This is a genomic window from Dialister micraerophilus DSM 19965 (assembly GCF_000194985.1).
In the GTDB taxonomy this organism is placed as follows: Bacteria; Bacillota; Negativicutes; order Veillonellales; family Dialisteraceae; genus Dialister; species Dialister micraerophilus.
In genome coordinates, this window is sequence record NZ_GL878519.1 from 582267 (window position 1) to 606087 (window position 23821).

The window sequence follows — 23821 nt, forward strand, 5'->3', positions numbered from 1 at the left end:
TGGATTAATGAAAAACATATAAAATTTGTTCTGATATTTGTGCAAAAAAGGATATAAATCTGCTGTTTTGATTCGTAATTTTATAGCTGAATTTATCGAATGTTATAAAGATGAATAAAATTAATTCCATATAATTACAAATAAATTTTTATAATTTATACAATACCTGTCAATATCATTTACTCTCCTTTTCGGTATATAAGGCGGGTCTGCGGCAAAGGTCCGACAATTAAATATCTCAGATGTCATTTCAGATCCTTTCTTGATTTAAGAAATCATCCTGAGAATGCGTATAAAAATAAAAAGGTGAATTCCCTTGTCACCGAAGCAACAAAGAGAATTCACCTTAACTCAAAACAAATCAATCAATCTGAATACGTCTTACCGAACCGTCCGCATTCTCCTTAATCTTAGGAAGAGTAATACGCAAAACTCCGTCCTTCAAAGACGCCTTCACAGCTTTCTCATCTACACCCCTTATAACAAATTGACGTTTAAACGAAGAGGAAAAACGTTCACGTCTTAAATAAACATCTCCTTCTTTTTCATCCGAAGATTTTTCACTCTTGGCTTCCACAGTCAAAACGTCATCACTGTAAGAAATGCTCAAATCATCTTTCTTCATACCCGGAAGATCGAAAACGACCTCATACGAATCGGAAAGTTCCTTTACATCAACCTTCGGAACAAAAGCAAACTCACGAGAATCATCCCAAAAACCTGTATCATTCAAAAAACCGTTATCAAACATAGGCATTAAACTACGCATAAACTCCGCCCCTTTCTCCAAATCGTTATATGTAATCAAGACCTTTACTTTTTATCTATCTTCATCTCACCTTCTGTAGTTATTATATACGTTATTAGCACTCGTGTCAAGTGAGTGCTAATAACGTATATTTCTCTTAAATTTAAATCTTTAATTATATAAATATTTTGTATTCACATATATCATGTTATAATTAATCGAAAGTTACTATAAGAAAGCAGAAAGGTGTTTAACTTGAAAAGGAAACAACGTACAATAAAAAAAGACGTTACCTACAAAGGAAACGGACTTCACTCCGGACTTGCGGTAACGATGACAATGAAACCTGCAAAGGAAAACAGCGGAATAATATTTTGCAGAACGGATTTGCCGAACACTCCGAAAATACCGGCACACATCAAAAACGTAACCGACACACATCGTGCAACGACACTTGAAAAAAACGGCGGAAAAGTTTTCACCGTAGAGCACGTACTGTCCGCACTCTATGCAATGCACATAGACAACTGCATCATAGAAATGGACTCACCCGAACCGCCGGTAGGTGACGGAAGTGCACGCACATTCGTAAATATGATAAACGAAGCCGGAATACTTACGCAAAATGCCGATATCGACATATTCGAACTTCCGCAAAGCGTTTCATTCTACGACAAAAACAAATTCATCGTTGCAATCCCCTATGACGGACTCAGAATAACATTTACATCGATAAATCCGCACCCGATGCTGGGAACACAAATACTCGACATAACAATCAATCCCGATTCATACGACAAAGAAATCGCATCGGCACGAACAATCGGATTTACAAAAGAACTCGAAGCAATGAGAAAAATGGGACTTGGAAAAGGCGGCACGACCGAAAATGCAGTAGTATATTCAGAAACGGAATGTCTTTCCATACCAAGATTTGATGACGAACTCGTAAGACACAAAATATTGGACATACTTGGAGACATCTCACTCGTAGGCCCGCTCCATGCACACATAATAGCAGTACTTGGAAGTCACAAACTGAATGCGGCACTCTCGGAACGCCTTCAAAAGCTCAAAACACAAATAACGGAGGAACAAAAATGAAATTAAACATTGAACAAATCATGAAAATCCTACCGCACCGTTATCCGATGCTATTGGTAGACAGAATACTGGATGTAGAACCGATGAAATACGCAAAAGGACTCAAATGCGTAACGATGAACGAAGCATTCTTCCAAGGACACTTCCCGAACCATCCGATTATGCCGGGAGTACTTATATGCGAAGCAATGGCGCAAGTAGCCGGAATAGCATTGCAATACACCGATGAAAACAGAGGAAAAATAACGATGTTTGCAAGCATGGACAAAGTAAAATTCAGATCGCCGATAGTACCCGGCGACGTAATGATTACAGACGCACAAGTAATCAAAGTAAAAGGACGTGTAGCAAAAGTACACTGCAAATGCACCGTAGACGACCAAGTCAAAACGGAAGCGGAATTTATGTTTTACATCACCGAAAACGAATAAAAAAATATTGTCGATATAAAATTTGTAAAAAATATTTATTTTTTGTAAACTTTATATTAACATATATAACATGAAGCTACACCATAGAGGAGGAATGGGACTAATGGAATTAAAAATACTCGAAGAAAAAGAACCGCAAATCCACTCAACCGCCATTATCGATCCCGATGCCATAATACATAAAAACGTTATCATCGGCCCCTATGCAGTAATAGGACCAAATTGCGAAATCGGAAGTGGAACTGAAATCGGAGCACACGCAGTAATACGTAAAAACGTAACAATTGGAAAAAACAATCGTATCTATCCGCACGCAGTAATCGGAGACGATCCGCAAGACTTGAAATACACCGGAGAATACAGCACGGTAACCATAGGAGACGGAAACCTCATACGTGAATTCTGTACAATACACCGTGCAACGGGCGAAAACCTCGAAACACGCATAGGCTCATACAACATGCTTCAAGCATACGTACACATCGCCCACAACTGCACACTGGGAAATCACATAATCATTTCAAGCTTCGCAGGTCTTGCCGGCCACGTAACGGTAGAAGACAAAGCTGTAATAGGCGGAATGGCGGGACTTCACCAATTTGTAAAAATAGGATCCACCGCAATGGTAGGAGCAATGACAAAAATAGTACAAGACATATGCCCCTACGTAATCGCAGACGGAAACCCCGCAAGAGTAATCGGACTCAACAACGTAGGTCTATCAAGAAACCACTTACAAGACGAACTCAAAAAAGACCTGAAAAAAGCATACCGCATAATATTCAGACAAGGACTCACGCTCAACGATGCAATACACAAAATAGAAGAAGAAATACGTTCCACACCCGAAACGGAACACCTCTTGAGATTTTTGAGAAATTGCAACCGCGGACTATGCAGAACAAGAAACAAATAAAGGCAGTAACCCGAAAAAAGGTTACCGCCTTTTTGCTTGCCCTATTATCAATTGCACATAGCATCGACACATCTTGGACATACTCACAAACTACCTATCTAAGCTACTTGAAAACGGAAAATATACACAATCATTTCCCTGAAAACACATCCGCACTCAAAATTCCCCACACCGAATACTTCAACTACACACTGCAATAAAACACAATCATAAAGCAAAATTCCATTCCGCCCTATATAATCGGATACGCTTAAACAAATATATAAACAAGTGCATCAGATATATTTACCGATTAAACACACAACGCTATTTTACTTCCCTACATAAAAGCAACAACTTAAAAAAGATATATACAAAGTACATATCTTCTCAAGGCCTCGCAAGTAAAAGTAAAATGAATAAAAACAATCACTCGCAAGACTGTTTAAATATTAAAATATTTTAAAAGGGTAATTAAATTATATACTATCATCACTAATTTTTCAACACCGAATCGACACTTTGCCATGAAACATACGATTTTGACAAAAACAGCATAAAATAAAACAAATCAATCAAAACCGCCCAAAAAGTACATCGCAATAATAATAAATAAAACAAAAAACACCATAAAAATGCACCCTATTCAATCAAGCATTGCAAGAAAAATTTATACATTTTTATCCGACCTTAAAATACAGTTGTAATTTACCGATTTAAAACTCTCATCTTACTATATTCAATAAATCAAAATACGTATTTACAACACCATACTTTAAATTCTCATTTGACATACTTGCAAAAAGTTTCCTTGCACAATCAATTTTAGCGCTTTCTATACTGCGAAGTTGCATACTGCTCATAGATCCTTTTGTTTCCGCAACGAAAAATACATGCTTGACGGAACCTTTTTTAAACGTAATAGCCCAATCCGGAGTATAATTTCCTACCGGAGTAGGTATTTTAAATCCCTTCGGAAGCTTTGCATACACCAAAACTTCATCACCGTTTTCCAACGCATTCGCAAATTTCATTTCAACGGAATTTGCAGCCAATCCGTCGGTAAATACATAAGGTTGTACATGTTTCTTTGCTTTAAATGCTTTTTCCATAGTCCCGTGCTTTTCAGCGGTAAATATCGAACTGTCATATACCCCGTCAAGAATATCATAAGTAATATGCTCAACAATCATTGTCGCTTTTTGTTCATTTATAAATTTTGAAACCTTGTTGATAAATTCCTCCGGATTAGCTTTATACATCTCAAATTTTTCATCACTTATATTACTTAAAATTCTCGCAATCGTTCTTCTTGTAAGAACAGTTTCCTCTGCAATTTTTCCAAGCAAATCATACTTCACATTACCGGAAGGAGAATATGAAGCAACTTTACGCTTAATTTTAGTTTCGGCAAACAATCCGCCCACTTTTACATCATCTTCAGTTAAATCGGACTTTTGCTCCACATCATATATAGTATATTGCAACTTTGAAACGAATAAATTCCTATTTATATAATTCGCCGCATTTGTTACCAATTCTTCACTGTCGAACTTTACCCTATATGTATATTTATGATTTATTTTTCTCCATAATTCCTGAAATTCTTTTTTGTTGAAATTGTCGTTCAAATCATTTGACATTATTTTGGTCTTATTTAAATTTTCAACAATGAACTTATAAGCATTCTCATCATAAATACTTTGTATCAATCTATGCAATTCGCTTTCCATAGGTTTCAACTTTTCAGGTACTTTTGCAAGAACATTGTTACGAACATCATCACGATATTTATCTGTTATCTTATTATCGTCATCTACATAATTATTTTGTTTTAAATAGAAATAAATATCACCGGCTTCATTCAAAGTGATTTTATGACTCTGTCCATTGTATTCGACAATCTTACCATAAAAATATTCCGCATCGGCAAACTTAGGACGATCACGCAAATTCTTCTTCATCTCGTCCTGTAACTCTTCGGTAAATTCACGATAATTTCCGCTGGCAACAACGGTAAGCCTATTCAAATTATGAACTTCACTTCCCGTCGTTTCCGCATCCATACGCACTCCGTCCTGATTTACGCACAAACGAAGACCTCGACCTACCTCCTGACGTTTTGTCGTCTCGCTGCTGCTCTGTTTCAAAGTACAAAGCTGAAATACATTCGGATTATCCCAACCCTCACGAAGTGCAGAATGAGAGAAAATAAATCGTGTAGGCTCATCAAAAGAAAGAAGTCTTTCCTTATTCTTCAAAATCAAATCATAAGCGGAAATATCACTCGACATTCCTTCCGATTTACTTATTTTGCCGTTTACAAAATTCCCCGTCTTCTTGTCAATACTGAAATATCCCTTGTGAGTTTCACTTACGGAAATATTTTTCAAATACCTTTCATATGGCGTTTCGATACTGTTTATATAATAAGGCAAAACATCTTTGTATTCTTCCTCAAAAATCTTTCCGTACTCGCCGTTGACCGCCTCGCCGTTTTCATCATACATTCGATACTTCGCAACTTCATCTATAAAGAAAAGTGAAAGAACTTTTATACCCTTGTTGAACAATTCCCTTTCCTTTTCAAAATGTGAAATAATCGTTTCACGTATTTGTAAACGCTTCAAATCCTTTTCGGAAACATCCCCTGTAACCGCTCCGATATGCAGTACAATTCCATTTGTAAATGAAATATAATTTTCAATCGCATTTATTTCGGAAATACGATACCCCTTATACTGCTCCATACCTCCGGAAAGTTCATAAAGATTATCATCAACGGAACAATTACGATAAATTCTCTTCGGTGTAGTTTTCGTCCTCCTCTCAAAAGAAAGCACAGCTTTCGGAGGTTCTTTCGAAGACAATTTGATATCCTCCAAGTACAAGTAACTGTCGCTACCCCTCAAATTATCCACCGTAAAACCTTTTACCTGTATTTTCTTTACAAGCTTTTGATTATAAGCATCCACGGCATCAAGTGCATATACCAAATTGTGTTTTTCCTTGTGCGTTGCGGAATAATTCAAAGTAAACAAAGGATTGAAATTCAAAATAGTCTTTTGAGTTTTATCGCCGCCCATTTTCTGCGGTTCATCTAAAATAATAATCGGATTATTCGCACTTATAACATCTATAGGACGCCTAGATGCAAACTCATCACGCTTACTGTAAATAATTCTTGCATCTTTATTACTCTTTTTTTCGTTAAATGAAGAATTGAATGCCTGCATATTGATAATCATAACCTGTATGCCGATACCTTTTGAAAAGTCGTCAATCTCGTTCAATTTTTTACTATCATAAACAAAGAAGCGGATTTTTTTGCCGTACTCCAACATGAAATGATCACTTGTCATCTCAAAAGACTTTTTCACACCCTCACGAATTGCAATCGAAGGAACAACGATAATGAACTTCGACCATCCGTAATTTTTATGAAGCTCATACATCGTCTTGATATATACATAAGTCTTACCCGTACCGGTTTCCATTTCCACATCAATTGAACATCCACCCGAAGTTTTAACAAGCTTATCCGACAAAGGAATATTATTTACCTGTTGAACTTTACGTAAATTATTTAAAATATCGGCATCCGTCAAATGAAGTCTTTCATTTTTAAATCCGATTTCATCACTTTCAATTTCATCGGACGAATACATAGTATTCTCATCAATTAATACCTTATTACCGCCGCCCACATCACGGCGATACTCAAAAGTCTTCTTAGGTTGTCCGATAAAACAATTCACAACGCTTTCTACGGCATCGGTCTGATATTGCTGAGCTTTAAACTTGAACTTCATATTACAATACCTTCCTTACAGTGTCGGGACTTACGGTCTTAAAAATTTCTTCCAAATTTGCAAGCGGAGAATCTTTCGTGAAACTTTTATTTTTAAATACGGCAAATACCGGTTTCTTTTCAGCAATATTATTTATAACTTCATCATCTATATCACTGTCGAAGCATGCAATGAGGAAATTACCGTCTACCGTAAACACTTTCTTACCTGATATATCTTTTTCTTCTATTTTGCTTGATAAGGAAATACCCAGATCGAGCATCACTTGGAAGAGCAAATCCATAGAACTTCTATCTTCTTTGATATTGTCCACGTAACTGAAAACATCTTTTTTATTTAACTCTTGTGGAGCATAGTAAACGTCCTTCATGTTTGATGAATCGACCTTCAATACTCTGAATCCCGTATCTAAATTCTCTATTCCTTCTTTGTCTTTATTTTCTTCAAGTATTTTTTTACCCGCTCTGCGTATACGTTCTTTACCTATTTCCGTAAGTAAATGCGGACGATTTATGCTGTCTAAAAATTTTATTGCATTTTCTATTGTTTTCTTGGCATTATCATTTGCCTTTTTAAGACTTTCATCTAAGTTTTCCGGTAATTGAACTAATATAAATTTACGATTTCCACCGTCTTCAGCATTGAGTTGCATTGTTGCATGAGCAGTTGTTGCCGAGCCGGAGAAGAAATCGAGAATTATATCTTCATCTTCAGAGTTTAGTGAAATTAAATCTCTGACTGTATATAGACTTTTCGAAAAATCAAATATTATTTTATCATTAAAAATCTTTTTTAAACTATTTGTTCCTTTTGAAACATTACTATATATATCATCATACCATAGTGATGCCGGCGTTCTAGTTTGTTCAGGCGGTCTCTTTACCTTATTACCTATAAATCTATATGTCCTATATTCTTTCTTTACTCTTGAAAATTCCCTCTGCCATACTTTTTCTTCTCCATTTTTTGACAGTGGTAATATAAATTTATATCCATTTCCTTCATATTTTTCTCTTAAGTATTCAATGTATTCCTCATTAAACTCACAATTTTCAGCATAAATTTTTTTATATTCTTCATCAGTTATCATTTCTATTTTTTCATTTTTTACTAAAACAGGATAAAATCTATAAGGTCTCTCATATTTTCTAGAATTCTTTCCAGTTCTCATTAAATTTTCAAAACTATCTATTTTTGCATTTCTTTTTCCTATTTTAAGTAATGGCATCTTTGTATAATTTCTAGAATATACAAGATGGTATTCATGAACAGGGTCTATATTATCTTTATTTCTTCCTTGTGGATTGCTTCTAATTATAATTGTGCCAATATAATTTTTCTCTCCAAAAATTTCATCCATAATTTTTTTTAAATTATAAACTTCATTATCATCTATAGCTATTGCTATATAACCTTCATCTTTTAATAAATTCCTGGCTAATTTTAATCTTGGATACATTATATTCAACCAATCTGTATGAAATCTTCCATTTGACTCTGTATTTTGAAATAAAAAATTCCCATAAGCATCTTTCTGATTACTTAAATCTATATATTCTTCTTTAGGTATACTAAAATCATTCTTATATAATATATTGTTTCCGGTATTGTAGGGAGGATCTATGTATATCATTTTTATTTTCCCTAAGTACGTTTCTTGCAAGAGTTTCAATACTTCGAGGTTGTCGCCTTCTATATAGAGGTTTTCCGTAGTGTCGAAGTTTACGCTTTCTTCTTTGCACGGTCGAAGCGTTTTCGTTGTCGGTGCATTTGCAGCAAGTATTGATTTTTTCTTGTCGGGCCATGTGAATTGGTAGCGTTCTTCATTCCCTTCGACTACTTTTGCGGAGATTTCCTGCATGAGTATGTCTTTGTCTATTGCAACCGTTTCTTCTCCGTTTTCGTCTATCACTTCGGTGACGGCATTCGGGAAAAGTTCTTTCAATGCTTCAAGTTTTTCATCTGCAAGATTTTTTGTCTGCATTTTCATTTGCTCTACATTCGTATTTTCCATTTTGATACCTTTCTTATACATATTTATTTTAATTTTTTTGAATTGTTTTCTTTATAATTTTACGTATTTTTCGTCATTTTTACTAAATCTTTATATGCTCTTTATTATATAATTTCTAATATTTTCAGTCAAAAAGGAGCCTTTCGGCTCCTTTTCATTTGCTCTTGCGGTATTTTATAATTTGCTTTTCAATTTTTTTATTTCTTGATGTATTTCGTATTTCTTTTTCGATTGTTTTTCTTTGTACATTTTCGTTTTCAGTTTTTCTATTTCGTTTTCAAGTTTTTCTTTTTCAGTATTTATTTCAATTTGTTCTTCAAGTGTTTGTCCGTCCGTTATTTTTATTTTTCCGATTTCTTTTACGAGGTTTTCCCATACTTTTTCAAGGTCGAGGCCTTTTATTTCAAGATTTATTTTTTCTTTCCATTCACTTGTATGAAGCTTGAGTTCATATATCGCAAGTTTATATTGATTTTCGCATTCGAGTATCATCAGCATTTTTTGCTTGAAAACTTTTGCTATAAATTCTATATTTTTTTCGCTATAATCTTTTGTTTTCAATTTTATCCGAAGTACAAATATCGCCGATATTTTTTCCGTTTTCGAGATGTTTACCGATTTTTCGGATATTTCATTTGTCAGTGTTATTTTCGATATTTCCCGATCGAATTGTTCTTTTTTATTTCCTTTAAGTTCTTTCGGGAATTTTTTGTATATTTCTTTTTTGTATATATTTATTTTTATTTCAGTGGATTTCGGAAAATTAAACATTTATTTTATCCTTAATTACTAAAAAACTTATGAGTTCGAAGTCATCCAACCCATCTATTTCTTCATCTAAAAAGCTTATATTTTCTCCGCTGATAAAACTTTCGAGTTGACTTTCGGTTTTCACATTTATTATCGAGCTTATTGCTTGTTCCAAAAGTTCGGAGTATTTTTTCATATTTTTACCGTCTTTTGTTTCTTTATTGAATTGTCTGCAGAGTTCTTTTTCCGTTTCGGTTTTTCCTTTGCATAAAAGTCTGAATGTGTCTAAAAGTTCTTTCGGGGCAAGGTGATTTATTATTACTTCGCCTTCATCAGATATGTATACCATGTAGAACGGATGAAGTCTGTTTTTACTGTTTATATTTATTTCATTTTTTCTGTTTTTCAGTACAAATATTACTCCTTCCGGAAGTTTTTTGGTACTTTGGGTAACGGCATTCATTCCTCCGGGGGCTTTTTCTATTTCGGGATTTTTCTTTATATAGTCCAAAAGGTCAAGTCTAAATTCATTCAGTCCCAAGTCCGTTATGGATATTCCGCTGTTCATGTCTTCCAAATCGATTACTTCTTCTTGCAATCTTTTGAGTTGATTTTTTCTGTATTCAAGGTCTGTTTTTTCTTCTTGAGTGAGTATATTTTCGTCACCGGTTGATGTCATGTTTACGATTTTCATTCGTGTTTCGACTTTTGCTTTGAGGTTTATATATTCGTCAAGTGTTATGTCCGGCCAAAAGTTTACGAGTTGTACGCATTTATTTTTACTTCCTATACGGTCTATTCGTCCGAATCTTTGTATTATTCTTACCGGATTCCAATGTATGTCATAGTTTATAATCCAGTCGCAGTCTTGCAGATTTTGTCCTTCAGATACGCAGTCTGTCGCTATAAGTATATCTATTTCTTCTTTTTCATTCGGAAGTATAATTTCTTTGTCTTTCGATATCGGTGAAAACAGTGTGAGTATGGTATTAAAGTCGGCTGCAAGTCCTTTTATCGTTGTTTTTCCGTCCGTTGCTCCGGTTATGAGTGCGGTATTCAATTTGTATTTGTTTTTTACGTATCGACTTACATTTTCATATATGTAGTTTGCCGTGTCGGCAAACGCTGTGAATACAAGTATTTTCTTATTTCCTTTATTTATAGGATTTTTTTGCTTTTCGTCTATTATTTCAAAAAGTGTTTTCAGTTTTTCGTCGTATTCCGGAGTTATATCTTCTACCATGTTTATAAGCAGGTCAAATATTTCTTTATCTTGCAAAAGTTCATGTTTCCATGTCTTGTAATCCATATCTTCAAGTGATATTTCAACTTTTTTGCCTACCGAAAATTCTTCATTTTCTTCTGTATTTAATAAATTTTCCGTTTCAATTTCTACAGGTATTTTGTTCGATTCGTATTTTTCTATTTTATATATTGTTTCTTTTATATATTCGTTTATTCGTATAAGTGATACTTTAAATGAATGCACCGAACTTTCCAAACGTTTCATCAGATTTATAGACATGATTTTTTGTATTCCACGTTCACGTCCTTTTTGTGTAAGTCCTCCGATTATGTGTTTTTCATCATATTTTTCCGCATATTTTTCAAGTTTTGATGCAAGTATATAGTTTGTCGGTGTATATATGCAAAGTGTAAGCATATTCAATTGTTCGAATATTTCATTGTATGTAACTGCTTTTTTCAGATTTGTAAGTATGGGGAATTTTGATATAGGTTTATTTCTTTTCGGAAATTTACCTATTTTTTCCATATTGTAGTAGTTTTGTATATGTTTTCTCGAGCGTGCTATGGTTACGCTGTCCAGCAATTCGAAGAAGTCATAATCGAGTTTACGAAGCAGATTTTCGGTTGTTCTGTCTTTAGGTTCAAGATCTCCCCATTTATTGAATGCTCTTTGTGCTTGCTTGAATATTTCTTCAAGTGATTTTTCGGTTTTCAATTTTTCGTCAAGTTCTTGACTGTTTCCTTCATATGCTATTGCAAGTTGATTTTTAAGATCTGTAAATTTATTGTTTACCGGTGTTGCCGAAAGCATGAGTACTTTCGTCTTTACACCTTTTCGTATTACTTTATTCAAAAGTTTTTGGTATCTGTTTTCTTTATTTTCTCCTACCGGATTTCCACCGTTTCTGAAGTTATGTGATTCATCTATTACTACAAGGTCATAGTTTCCCCAATTTATACGTGCAAGATCAAGTCCGTTTGATATTCCTTTTTTTCTGTTTAAGTCTGTATGAAAAAGTACATCATAGTTCATTCTGTCTTTTAAAAGCGGATTGTTTTTGTAGTTGAATTTATATGTATTCCAATTTTCCGAGAGTTTTTTCGGGCATAGTACAAGTACAGATTTATTTCTGTTTTCGTAATATTTGATTACCGCCAGCGCTGTAAATGTTTTACCGAGTCCGACAGAATCGGCGAGTATGCATCCGTTGTATTTTTCAAGTTTGTTTATAATTGCAAGTGCGGCGTCTTCTTGGAAGTTGTAGAGCATTTTCCAAATTTGACTGTCTTTAAATCCTGTGGATTCGTTCGGGAGTTCATCTTCCGATACGTCTTCCAAAAATTCGCTGAAAATGTTGTAGAGTGTTACAAAATAAAGGTAGTCCGGTGAATTTTCATTGTATACGGTACCTATATTTTCTATCACTTCTTCTGTAACTTCTTGTAATCTTGATTTGTCATTCCAAATTTCTTCAAACAAATCTAAAAATTTTTTACTTTCTTGATTTTTAGATTTTACAACAAAATTGGATATGTTATTCCCTTTTTCATATCCCAAATCAATAGTTGTAAATCCGTTTATCGGCATATATGTCGTTTCATCTACGTTTATAAATTTTTGCATGTTTTCGTTTGATATATTTGATTTGAATGTGACTTTTTCTTTTATCCATTGTGCACATTCTTTTGCAATTGCTTTTTGTGTCAGTTCATTTTTAAGTTTCACTTCAAATTCCGAACCGTATAAATCTCGTTCGTTTTTGCGCCTTAATATTTCAAATTCTCGTTTTTCTTTTTGTTTTTGTCTTTTATAAATACAGGTGATGTAAATATAAACCTAAGTTCGTCTATATTTTTCAGTTCGTTTTTGAGTTTATCAAATGCGTAAATTGAAAAACTCGCTGCCGCTATTGACAATTTACTTCCTTTTTTTATTTCCTCTTTTAAATCATCTTTCAAAAATTTATTTATATTGTCTATAACTTCCATTTTGTCCACCTGTATTATTATTTTATTCTTGTTTTATCTTATTCTATCATAATTATTTTTTTGATTTCTATATTTTTACAATTTTATGCATGTTTTTGCTTTACAAAAAACGGCATAATCATTTTTTCGATTATACCGTTTTTTTATGCTTTTATTTTACTGTTTCTTTTATATATTCTACAAGCGTTTCGAAATCGATTTCTTTTTGTTCTTTTGTTTCCATGTTTTTAAGTATCGCTTTACCTTTTTGAAGTTCGTCTTCGCCTATAATTACAACGAACGGGTATTTTTCTTTGTCGGCTTGTTTGAGCAGTGATTTCAAGCTTTTTTCTTGCATTGTAGTTCCTGCGTGGATTTGCTGTTTTCTGAGTGCTTTTACAATTCCTACGCCTTTTACTCTTGCTTTTTCGCCTACCGTTGCAATGAATACTTGATTTTCGTTTTTCACTTCGGGGAATAAATTCTGCTGTTCAAGTGCAAGTATCAGACGTTCCATTCCTATTGCCATACCTATTCCGGGTACTTGTATTCCGCCGATTTCGTTTACAAGTCCGTCATATCTTCCGCCGCCGCAAATTGTACTTTGTGCGCCTAAAGGTTCATACATTATTTCAAAAGCGGTGTTTGTGTAATAGTCAAGACCTCTTACCAGAAGCGGATCTACGATGTATTCTATTCCGAGTTCGTCAAGGTAGGTTTTGAGTTTTTCAAATTTTTCGCTGCAGTCGTCACATAGACAGTCTACTATGTTCGGCGCTCCTTCTATTATTCGTTTGCATGTGGTGTTTTTGCAGTCCAATACACGGAGCGGATTTTTGTATAATCTTGTGTTGCAGTCTTCGCAAAGTTCGTCTTTTTTCGGTTCCAAAAATGCTATGAGTTTTTCATGGAATACTTTTCTGCATTCAACGTGTCCTACGGAATTGATGTGCAGTTCCAATTCTTTAAGTCCCAAATCTTTGAAAAATTGTACTGCCAAGTCTATTACTTCCGCATCTACATATGGATCTTGTGAGCCTAATACTTCCAGTCCGAATTGGTGAAATTCTCTGTATCTTCCGGCTTGCGGACGGTCGTATCTGAACATCGAACCTATGTAAAAAAGTTTGTGCGTTGTATTATCCACATACATTTTATTTTCAAGGTACGATCTTACTACAGCTGCGGTATTTTCAGGTCTTAACGTTATGGATCTTCCGCCTCTGTCGTTAAAGGTGTACATTTCTTTTGTTACTACGTCCGTTGTATCTCCTATTCCTCTAAGAAACAATTCTGTCGCTTCAAATGTCGGAGTTCGTATTTCTTCAAAATTGTAAAGGCTGCATATTTGTCTGATTTTTTGTTCCAAATATTGCCACTTGTAAATATTTTCCGGCAAAATATCTTGCGTTCCTCTAATTCGCTTCATTGGTATTCCCCCTTTTGTTATTTATAATTATAGCATTATGAAGTTTAAATATAAATGAGTTTAAACAATCTTTTAATCATACTTTATTTTTATTTGGTTCTTTGTTATGTTATAATGCTTTAGGATAAATGTTTATTTTGTTGAATTTGCAAATTTTTATGTTTGTCTTTTTATTTTGTAAATTTTTGCATTTTTTTCAAATTATTTATTTGCATTGAATAATTTTGACAAATTTATATTGATTTATGAAATACCGAGTGCAGTACGGTTACAATCTCAAGAATAAACCGCACTTTCAAGTATGGTAGTATGGTATAAATCGGTTCTTGAAAGATTAGACTGATAGCGTTCTGTATAAATATTCAGAGCGCTTTTAACTTTTTATTCTGTATTTCTTTATCATAGTAAATTTTGAGAGGTTGGTACTATGAATTTTGCGTTTTGGTGGCCTATCGGCGCTTTGGTTTTGGCTAATTTGACTTATCATTTTTGTTTTAAGTTGATTCCCGCTTCAGTAAATCTTTTTGCGTCTTTGACCGTTACTTACTTGTTTGCATCTGTTGCAGCTTTGGCTCTGTGTTGGTATACTTCTCCTTCCGGTGAGTTTTTGGGGCAGTATACAAAAATTAATTGGATTGCTTTCATTTTGGGCTTTTGTCTGATCGGTTTGGAGGCCGGTGCTTACTATATGTATAAGGCCGGTTGGCAAATTAATATCGCAGCAATGGTTTATAGTACTATCGTTTCAATTATTCTGATGATTTCCGGATCTTTGTTTTTCCATGAAACTTTCACTTTGACGAAAGCTTTCGGTGCAATTCTTTGTTTCGTGGGTTTGTTTTTCGTCATGAGGTAGTTTCAAATTCAGTCCCTTTAAGGGACTTTTTTATTGCATTTTTCTTAAATAAAAATATCCGTAACATTTTCCGATTGAATTGTTACGGATATTTCTTTTTAAATATATTCAAATATTATTTTTTAAATACATCTTTTACTACTATTGTTTCTTCTCTTGTCGGGCCTACGGATACTATTCCTATTTTCACTCCGGTTATTTCCGCTATTGCTTCTACGTATTCTTTTGCTTTTTGCGGAAGTTTGTCATATTCTCTTATGTCGGAAATTTTTTCTTTCCAACCTTCAAATGTTTTGTATATCGGTTTGAGTTTGGAAAGGAAGTTCAGATCTGCGGGATATTCTTTTATTTCTTTTCCTTCGTATTCGTATCCTACACAAATTTTTATTTCGTCCATTTGGTCGAATATGTCAAGTCTTGTAATTGCAAGGTAGTCGAATGTATTGAGTTGTGCCGCATATCTTACCGCTCTTGCGTCAAGCCAGCCTATTCTTCTGGGTCTTCCCGTTACGGTGCCGAATTCGTGTGCGAGGTTTCTTATGTAGTCGCCTGTTTCGTCATGAAGTTCGGTCGGGAACGGGCCTTCGCCTACTCTGGTGCTGTATGCTTTTACTACTCCGAATATGTTTTTCATATTGTGCGGTCCGATTCCTGCGCCTATGCACGCTCCTCCTGCTGTCGGGTGTGATGACGTTACGTACGGATATGTTCCGTTGTCACAATCGAGCATTGATGCTTGTGCACCTTCAAAGAGTACGTTTTTGCCTTCTTTTATGAATTTGTCTACGTTGTAGTTTGTGTCTTGTACGAACGGTCTCAAAATTTCCGCATATTCGAGGTAGTCTTTGAGCATTTTTTCGTAGTCGAATCCTTCTACTCCATAGAGTTTTTCAAGTACTCTGTTTTTGTATTCAAGGTTGTATTTGAGTTTTTCAGCAAATACTTCTTTGTCCATAAGGTCGCATATTCTTATACCTATACGGTTGATTTTGTCTGCATAGCAAGGTCCGATTCCGTTTTTTGTCGTTCCGATTTTACGGCTGCCTTTCATAGCTTCTTCAGCTTCATCTTGTCTTATATGGTACGGAAATACTACTTGTGCACGTGTAGATATTTGGAGGTGGTGTGTTTTTACACCTTTTTCTTCCAAGCTTCTCATTTCTTCGATGAAGCTTTTCGGGTCTATTACTACGCCCGTACCTACTACGCAAATTGTGTTTTCGTACATAATTCCGCTCGGCATTAGTCTTAGGGGGTATACTTTTCCGCCTGTCACTACTGTGTGTCCTGCGTTGTTTCCGCCCTGTGATCTTACTACTACATCGGCTTTTGCCGCCAAGTAGTCGACTATTTTACCTTTTCCTTCGTCGCCCCATTGTGCGCCGATTACCATAGCTGTTGCCATATTTTTTCCTCTTTCGTTATAAACCGTATCTCGCAAAAATTGTGTCGACATGTTTAAGCATCGGTTTTTCATCAAAGCATGCTTTTATTTCTTCGTTTGTCAAATATTTCTTTATGTCTTCGTCTTTGCAAAGATTTTCATAGAAATCTTCCCCGTCTATCCATCTCTTCATCGCATTTCGTTGTACCCAACGGTATGCAGTATCTCTGTATGCACCTTTTTCCACGAGTGCAAGAAGTATGCGTGGACTGTATATAAGTCCGCCGGTAAGATTTAAGTCTTCTTTCATTTTTTCCGGATATACCAGAAGTTTGTCGATAAGCTTTGTCGTTTCTTTCAATATGTAGTCGAGTGCCGTTGTTGCATCGGGAAGTATTACTCTTTCTACCGATGAGTGAGATATATCTCTTTCGTGCCAAAGAGGTACGTCTTCCAACGCCGGTACAACGTATCCTTGTATAAGTCTTGCCATTCCGCAAATACGTTCACTTCTTACGGGATTACGTTTGTGCGGCATTGCCGATGAACCTTTTTGTTTCTTGCTGAAATATTCTTCCACTTCACGTACTTCGGTACGTTGAAGATTTCTTATTTCAAGTGCAATTTGTGCAAGGCTTGATGCAATAATGGCCAATGTAGTTACGTATTGTGCATGATGATCACGTTGTACGACTTGTGTGGATACCGGTTCCACTTTAAGTCCCAATTTTTCACATACATATTTTTCTACAAACGGATCTATATCTGCATATGTACCTACTGCGCCGGATAATTTTCCTACACGCATATCTTCGGCTGCACATTTCATTCTTTCTATATTTCTGAGTGTCTGACTGTACCAAAGAAGTATTTTCAATCCGAACGTTGTCGGTTCGGCATGTACACCGTGTGTTCTTCCGATTGAAGGTGTGTACTTGAATTCTATCGCTCTTCTTTTCAGGACTTCTTTCAATTCTTCAAGGTCTTTCAAAAGTATTTCAGATGCTTTTTTCACTTGAAGATTTATTCCCGTATCTTTTACGTCGGTAGATGTAAGTCCCATATGAATGTACTTGGCTTCATCGCCTACGTTTTCACCTACACAGGTAAGAAAAGCTATAATATCGTGATTTACTTCACGATCTATTTCATGTATACGTTCAACATCGAATTTCGCTTTTTTCTTTATTACTTCAACTGCTTCTTTCGGAATGCGTCCGAGCTTTGCATTCGCTTCGCATGCGGCGATTTCCACATCGAGCATCATTTGCCATTCATTCTTTTCGCTCCATACGGCGCCCATTTCTTCTTTTGTATATCTTTCAATCATTAATGCTGTCGACCCCTTCACGTTTTAATATTTCTTTTGCAACTACCACGCCGGCAGCACTTGCCTGTACAAGTCCTCTTGTTATACCGGCACCGTCACCGATTGCAAAGAAATTAGGTATTGCCGTCTCAAGTTTATCACTGAGTTCCGGCCTTGATGAATAGAATTTAACTTCTACACCGTAAAGCAATGTATGTCTGGAGTTTGCACCCGGTGCAACCACATCCAATGCTTCAAACATTTCCTCAATATCTTTAAGGAAACGATACGGAAGTACAAGCGATAAATCTCCCGGTGTAGCTGACGGCATTGTGGGATTTACAAGACCCCTCTTGATACGCTCTTCGGTAGATCTTCTGCCGTCACGCAAATCTCCCAATCTTTGTACAATCGGGCCGCCGCCGAGCATATTTGCCAATGTGGCTATATATTTACCGTATGCAATAGGTTCATTGAACGGCTTTGTAAACTTCTTTGAAACCAATATTGCAAAATTGGTGTTTTGACTCTTCTTATATGCAAATGAATGTCCGTTTACCGTCTGAAGTCCGCCGTTGTTTTCCGTAACGACAAATCCGTAAGGATTCATACAGAAAGTACGTACTCTGTCATCAAAAGACTTCGAGAAATAAACAAGCTTGGATTCATAGCAAATCTTCGTTATCGGTTCAAACGTTTCCGCCGGCATTTCTACACGCACACCGATATCCACCGCATTGGCACGTGTATGTATACCCATCTTGTGTACGGAATTATTGAACCACTCCGCACCTTCACGTCCCGGAGCGGCAACAAGATACTTGGACAAATAAGTCTTACCGCCTGCAATAATTCCCAATGTACCGTCTTCCTTAGGATGCAATACATCCTCAACCTCGGTATCACAAAGAACTTCCACATTACTCGGAAGTGCATCACGCATATTTGCCAAAATATCCGCATTCACATCAGTACCCAAATGTCTGATACGTGCCGGAATAAGCGCCAAATCTGCTGAAGCGGCTTTACGTTTAAGCTCATGCAAATCATCTTGGAACTCGTCACCGTAAACCTTACGATTAGCCCCACCGAACTTGCAATAAATCGAATCTACATAAGAAATAAGCTTTGAAAGTTCACCCTTATTCATGTAATCGTCAAGATTACCGCCGTATTCGGTAGTAAGTGTCAATTTTCCGTCAGAAAACGCACCTGCTCCGCCCCAACCGCATACGATATTTTTCCTTTTCTCAGAAGGAGGCGCATTTCTATCTTTGTTAATTTTTACGCGTTCCCGTATATCATGACCTTTTTCCACAATCAAAACGGAAAAATTACTTTTCGCCAATTCCAATGCGGTAAAAATACCCGCCGGACCGGCTCCGATAATAATTACATCATAAATTCCAGACAAGAAAATCCCCCTTTTCCGGGCATCAAAAAACCCCCACGATTGTGGGGGAATGCTTTTATGTCCCTTTTAATCATACAAATATATATAATAAATGTCAATAAAAATATTTATTTTCTTTGAACTTTTTTCTAATTCAACTCGGCCTCAACCTTTTTCTTCTTTGCCTTCCTTACCCTTCTCCTGCCGCGTCTCGGCTTTCTCGCCTCCGCCAAAAGACGCTTACGTGTATCGGCCTCTTTCTTTCTCTTCCTTATTATTTTATCCTTGCGTTCCTTCTGCTCTACCTTGTGGCGTCTGACATCTTCGGCTACTTCCGTCGGTTCATTCTCATTACAAAACGACAAAAAACTCTCAAACGCATCCGGATATGAAAACATTATCACTCTGTCATCAAACTTGACATTAAAATACGTGCCGTCAAAATCAGTAATAGATCCTATCCCGAAAACTTTATGCGCTACCATGCTACCGATAAGATTCATTCTGTGCCTCCCTTTGTAAAACACCTGTATTCATTATAATCTTTTTACAACTTAATGTAAAACAAGCGCAATTCTAAAGAATTTTTCAGCACAACGTTTCATAAATGAAATATTATTTACAAAAACAAATCACACCTCAATTGAAAGCACATAACGATACGTACCGTTTGCACGATTTTCATACACTGCAGCATACTCGCTGCAATCCGCATATCGTGCATACCCCTTGATAAACATATCATTAAGCAAAGCAATATCATTCAAATCAATCAAACCTTCATACCTTCTCAAAAACGAAAGCACCACCGACACCGAAGTAGGACACCACATACCGGCATAAATAATACACCTCGGCTCAAAAAGCGTTTCAATGGAAGAAAGAGCATCTACATAAGAAATACAATCCTCCGAAAGCTTCTCAATCTGAACTGTCGAATTTTTTCTTAAAATATCACTCAAAACCGGCAAATCGCCGCACATCAATAAATCGCTGTAACTGCGACGAGCAAACCGTTCACCGCCCTCTATACGCAAAAGTAAATCATCCGCACGCTCCCCCTCCCAGGACGAACACCCGATAGAAGGATAATCGCCTACGGTAGAACAACACACGCTGCCGAAATCACCCTCGATACCGGTAGAAACAAGCCCGTCCGCAATCAAAGAAGCCAATCTGAAATCCGTCATGAAACACGCCCCTTTTCACTATAAATAAACTTACCGTCATGAGAAAAACAAGTAAACTCCCTGCAAAGAAGAGCATGCAAACGAGAAACCGACTCCGTCAAATTACGAAGCTCCACACGCAAACTGTCGACATCGCTACTCAAAAAAGCCATGCGCTCCAAAGTAATCTTCGTCTTTTCACGATCATTTTGTATATAAGGACGAACGATATAACCGGCAATAACGGCAACAATAGTAGTCATAAACGACAAAACAGCTATAAATTCCTTCACAATAACTCTCCTTTCTATAACTCTACAACATAAATGCAAAAAGAAAGTAAAATTATAACCCGAAAGAAAATAAAAACAGTCGGAAGCGATTATAAAATTTAATCTTTGAAAGTATTTATTTAAAATTTATCGTTACATTTTTATGTTTACATTTTCAGCAAAAAAAGACACCGTTAAGTGTCTTTGATTTTTCGTAACTGATTTTGTCCGGCCGTTTCGGTTTGTCAACAATTTTAGTTTTATTTTATTTTCAATTTTTCCGCATAAAAAAATACGCATCTCGAGAATGCGTATTTTTATTTCATTTACCGATTCATACTTTATTTTCATATGAGTCGAGTATTTTTTTGACCTCCCAATTTACTACGGGCAGTGCGTATTCCGACAGACTTTCAGTTTTGCCCAATATGCACCATGTAGTTATAAATCCATATATTCGTGTTACGAATATATCGGATATTTTTTCTTCGGGTATTGTTTCTTTTAATCGTTTTGCTTTTACTTCTTTTGTAAAAAGTTCGTATATAAATTTTTTTATATTTTTCGGAAATATAGTGGCTTGCTGGTATTTTTCGGTTCCCTGTATGGAATCGCAAACCCAATTACGCAAAAGTTCTTTAGGCATATAATCAATTTCTTCAAACAATGTTTTCATGTATTCACATATTTTCATGTCGATGGAGTTTTCACTTGCAAGTACTTCTTCCTGCTTGTTTTTTATCGACTTGAATATGAGTTCCAATACTATATCTTCTTTTTTGGTAAAGTAGTGGTAGAATGTTCCTTTTGCTACTTGTGAGGCTTTTGTTATTTTTTCTACGGATACGTTTTCGTATCCTTTTTCTTTGAACAATTGCTTTGCGGTTTCAAGCAGTTTAGCTTTTGTTCTTTTTGCTTTAGGTGTCATTTTATCGCCTCGTTTTCGCTTATAAGGTTTTTTCCATCCAGATGTGCGGGCATCCTTCGTCATCTACTTCTTTTCCGTATGCTTTGTATCCTAATTTTTCATAAAAACCTTTTTTCTCAACTTGTGCGAGAAGTTTTGCGGTTTTTCCGTGGAGTCTCCATTTTATAATTCTTTCTTTTTCTTTTATGAGTGCAGCTCCGAGTCCTTGTTTTCTGTATTCTTTATATACTGCAAGTCTTCCTATTACGTATGAGTTTTCTTCTTCATTCCAGTACATACGACAGCATCCTGCCGGTTTGTGGTCTTTGTAGAGTACCGTGTGGTATGCAATTTTGTCTATTTCATCGTATTCGTTTTTAAATCCTTGTTCGTGCATAAATACTTCGGTTCTGATTTTTATTTCGTCACCGGTCAATGATTGTATTGTTTTAAACCGTATCATTTGTATCTCTCCTTGTTTATGCCTTTTTGACTTTACTTTTTTCCGAGTCACCTTTATTAATATATCACCATATATGTCTCTTTTCAAATTGTCCGAATTTGTAGAAATTGAAAACTCTCCGTTTTCGTATTCGGAGAGTTTTTTTAATTATTGACCGTTTGATATTTTGAGTTTGTCGAAGAGTATAAATACAAGTGATAATATAATTGCTACCACTGTCGCAAGTCCCATTCCTTTGAGTTGTACGGGGCCGATTACTACTGTCGCTCCGGAGAGTCCCGTTATCATTACTACCGCTGTCAGTATGAGGTTTCTTGAATTTGTGTAGTCTACTTTTTTCTCTATAAGCATTCTTATTCCGCTTGCGGCTATAAATCCGAAAAGAAGTATACATACGCCTCCCATTACCGGTGTGGGTATTCCGTGTATGAGTGCGGCTATTTTTCCTACGAATGAGAATATTATTGCAAATACAGCCGCTCCTGCTATTACCCATGTACTGTATACGCCCGTCATCGCCATTACGCCCATGTTTTCTCCGTAGGTAGTGTTCGGTGTGGATCCCAAAAGTCCTGAGAGTACGTTTGATAATCCGTCCGCAAAGAGCGAGCGGTGAAGTCCCGGTTCTTTTATGAGGTTTCTTCCTACTATGTCGCTTGTTACGAAAAGATGACCCAAGTGTTCTGCAAATACTACGAAGAGTGCCGGCATTATCATCATTATTGCACTGGCATTGAAGTGTGGTCTGTAGAATGTCGGAAATGAGAACCACGGCATTTGTGCTACGTGTGTGAAGTCTACAACTCCCATAAATACGGAGAGAATATATCCGGACACTACTCCGATAAGTATCGGTATTATTGCTATAAATCCTCTTCCCAATACCGTTGCAAGTATTGTAACTATGAGTGTAAATGTGGAGATTATCATTGCGGTTTCGTTTGTCATTCCTTGAGCTTGACCCATGTATCCGGACATCGACATCGCAAGGGGTGCAAGTTCAAGTCCGATTATCGCAACAATGGCACCCATAGCCGCCGGCGGAAACAATATGTCTATCCATTTCGTTCCTACTCTGTCGACTATAAGTGCCAGTATCATAAATGAAAGTCCGAATGCTATAAATCCTCCCTGTGCATCCGCATAGCTCATTCCGTTTGTAGCGCATACTGCAAGTACGGGTGAGATAAATGCAAAGCTCGAACCCAAGTATGCCGGAAGTTTCCATTTGCAGATTGCAAGGTATATGAGCGTGCCTATTCCGTTCATAAAAAGACAGGTTGCCGGATCCACGTTCAAAAGAAACGGTACCAATACCGTCGAGCCGAACATTGCAAACAAGTGCTGCAAGCTGAGCGGTACAGTTTGTAATAAAGGTAATCGTTCTTCTACATGAATAATTCTTTTTTCCATAAAATCCTCCTCGCTCTTTTCGTAACAAGAGAGTCTTTCTCAAGACTCCCGATTTTTGAAAAAAGGAATCGCATGATGCGACTCCTCCTTTCGTTTCGTTTTATAAAATTTTATCTTTGTGATTATACAATTTTATTTCTATAAAATCAAGTCCGTTTTAAATTAATTTATATTTTTCTTTTCATTTTTCAAATTTTACATATTGTATTTTAATATTTCTTTATTTATGAAATATTTTCCCGTTGAAAAAGCACAA

At 36.0% G+C, this 23821-nt stretch carries 21 protein-coding genes; 5 read left to right on the forward strand and 16 right to left on the reverse strand.

Annotated features, from left to right (window positions below; genetic code table 11):
* Positions 1-361: 361 nt before the first annotated feature.
* On the reverse strand, positions 362-769 hold the full coding sequence (locus tag HMPREF9083_RS02870; protein WP_035062618.1) for an Hsp20/alpha crystallin family protein: 408 nt from the start codon (positions 767-769) through the stop codon (positions 362-364).
* Between the two features lie 234 nt (positions 770-1003).
* On the opposite strand from HMPREF9083_RS02870, the gene lpxC reads away from it, so the two are divergent.
* From lpxC to HMPREF9083_RS06490, 4 genes are all read left to right on the forward strand, one after another.
* Positions 1004-1852: a UDP-3-O-acyl-N-acetylglucosamine deacetylase gene (gene lpxC, locus HMPREF9083_RS02875; protein WP_035062621.1), complete on the forward strand. Its 849-nt coding sequence runs from the start codon at positions 1004-1006 to the stop codon at positions 1850-1852.
* Positions 1849-2283: a 3-hydroxyacyl-ACP dehydratase FabZ gene (gene fabZ, locus HMPREF9083_RS02880; protein ID WP_007555885.1), complete on the forward strand. Its 435-nt coding sequence runs from the start codon at positions 1849-1851 to the stop codon at positions 2281-2283. The genes lpxC and fabZ overlap by 4 nt, the downstream gene beginning before the upstream one ends.
* A 103-nt stretch (positions 2284-2386) precedes the next feature.
* Entirely contained in the window at positions 2387-3199 is an 813-nt protein-coding gene (gene lpxA, locus HMPREF9083_RS02885; protein WP_035062622.1) for an acyl-ACP--UDP-N-acetylglucosamine O-acyltransferase, read from the forward strand.
* Between the two features lie 32 nt (positions 3200-3231).
* Positions 3232-3399, forward strand: a complete 168-nt coding sequence (locus HMPREF9083_RS06490) for a hypothetical protein (protein ID WP_155800583.1) — start codon at positions 3232-3234, stop codon at positions 3397-3399.
* 504 nt (positions 3400-3903) lie between these two features.
* Here the strand turns inward: HMPREF9083_RS06490 and HMPREF9083_RS02890 are convergent.
* The 6 genes from HMPREF9083_RS02890 to hisS all read right to left on the reverse strand — a co-directional run bounded on the left by HMPREF9083_RS02890 (position 3904) and on the right by hisS (position 14399).
* Complete coding sequence (locus tag HMPREF9083_RS02890; protein WP_007555889.1) at positions 3904-6990, reverse strand: type III restriction-modification system endonuclease; 3087 nt, start codon at positions 6988-6990, stop codon at positions 3904-3906.
* Position 6991: 1 nt separating this feature from the next.
* A complete protein-coding gene (locus HMPREF9083_RS02895) occupies positions 6992-9004 on the reverse strand; it encodes a site-specific DNA-methyltransferase (RefSeq protein ID WP_035062623.1) in 2013 nt (670 codons plus the stop codon).
* A gap of 174 nt (positions 9005-9178) precedes the next feature.
* Entirely contained in the window at positions 9179-9775 is a 597-nt protein-coding gene (locus HMPREF9083_RS02900) for a DUF4391 domain-containing protein (RefSeq protein ID WP_007555891.1), read from the reverse strand.
* Positions 9768-12728: a helicase-related protein gene (locus HMPREF9083_RS02905; RefSeq protein ID WP_007555893.1), complete on the reverse strand. Its 2961-nt coding sequence runs from the start codon at positions 12726-12728 to the stop codon at positions 9768-9770. The genes HMPREF9083_RS02900 and HMPREF9083_RS02905 overlap by 8 nt, the downstream gene beginning before the upstream one ends.
* A gap of 41 nt (positions 12729-12769) precedes the next feature.
* Entirely contained in the window at positions 12770-12991 is a 222-nt protein-coding gene (locus tag HMPREF9083_RS06675) for a phospholipase D-like domain-containing protein (RefSeq protein WP_007555894.1), read from the reverse strand.
* 151 nt (positions 12992-13142) lie between these two features.
* Positions 13143-14399, reverse strand: a complete 1257-nt coding sequence (gene hisS / locus HMPREF9083_RS02910) for a histidine--tRNA ligase (RefSeq protein WP_007555895.1) — start codon at positions 14397-14399, stop codon at positions 13143-13145.
* Between the two features lie 427 nt (positions 14400-14826).
* Between hisS and HMPREF9083_RS02915 the strand changes: the two genes are divergently transcribed.
* Positions 14827-15255 carry an EamA family transporter gene (locus HMPREF9083_RS02915; protein WP_007555896.1) on the forward strand — a complete coding sequence of 143 codons (429 nt, stop codon included), beginning with the start codon at positions 14827-14829 and terminating at the stop codon, positions 15253-15255.
* Positions 15256-15370: 115 nt separating this feature from the next.
* Here the strand turns inward: HMPREF9083_RS02915 and HMPREF9083_RS02920 are convergent, their stop codons facing one another.
* The 9 genes from HMPREF9083_RS02920 to uraA all read right to left on the reverse strand — a co-directional run bounded on the left by HMPREF9083_RS02920 (position 15371) and on the right by uraA (position 23565).
* Positions 15371-16660: an adenylosuccinate synthase gene (locus HMPREF9083_RS02920; RefSeq protein ID WP_035062626.1), complete on the reverse strand. Its 1290-nt coding sequence runs from the start codon at positions 16658-16660 to the stop codon at positions 15371-15373.
* 16 nt (positions 16661-16676) lie between these two features.
* Positions 16677-17969: an adenylosuccinate lyase gene (purB, locus tag HMPREF9083_RS02925; RefSeq protein WP_007555898.1), complete on the reverse strand. Its 1293-nt coding sequence runs from the start codon at positions 17967-17969 to the stop codon at positions 16677-16679.
* On the reverse strand, positions 17962-19362 hold the full coding sequence (locus HMPREF9083_RS02930) for an NAD(P)/FAD-dependent oxidoreductase (RefSeq protein ID WP_007555899.1): 1401 nt from the start codon (positions 19360-19362) through the stop codon (positions 17962-17964). Before HMPREF9083_RS02930 ends, purB begins: the two co-directional genes overlap by 8 nt.
* Before the next feature lie 128 nt (positions 19363-19490).
* A complete protein-coding gene (locus HMPREF9083_RS02935) occupies positions 19491-19844 on the reverse strand; it encodes a hypothetical protein (RefSeq protein ID WP_007555900.1) in 354 nt (117 codons plus the stop codon).
* Between the two features lie 129 nt (positions 19845-19973).
* Entirely contained in the window at positions 19974-20531 is a 558-nt protein-coding gene (locus HMPREF9083_RS02940; RefSeq protein ID WP_007555901.1) for a hypothetical protein, read from the reverse strand.
* On the reverse strand, positions 20528-20803 hold the full coding sequence (locus HMPREF9083_RS02945) for a hypothetical protein (RefSeq protein WP_007553787.1): 276 nt from the start codon (positions 20801-20803) through the stop codon (positions 20528-20530). The genes HMPREF9083_RS02940 and HMPREF9083_RS02945 overlap by 4 nt, the downstream gene beginning before the upstream one ends.
* Positions 20804-21116: 313 nt before the next feature.
* The gene (locus tag HMPREF9083_RS02955) at positions 21117-21710 is read right to left on the reverse strand and encodes a TetR/AcrR family transcriptional regulator (protein ID WP_155800586.1); all 594 of its coding nucleotides are present in this window, start codon (positions 21708-21710) and stop codon (positions 21117-21119) included.
* Positions 21711-21729: 19 nt separating this feature from the next.
* The gene (locus HMPREF9083_RS02960) at positions 21730-22152 is read right to left on the reverse strand and encodes a GNAT family N-acetyltransferase (RefSeq protein ID WP_035062628.1); all 423 of its coding nucleotides are present in this window, start codon (positions 22150-22152) and stop codon (positions 21730-21732) included.
* Between the two features lie 147 nt (positions 22153-22299).
* Complete coding sequence (uraA, locus tag HMPREF9083_RS02965; RefSeq protein ID WP_007555905.1) at positions 22300-23565, reverse strand: uracil permease; 1266 nt, start codon at positions 23563-23565, stop codon at positions 22300-22302.
* Positions 23566-23821 lie beyond the last annotated feature (256 nt).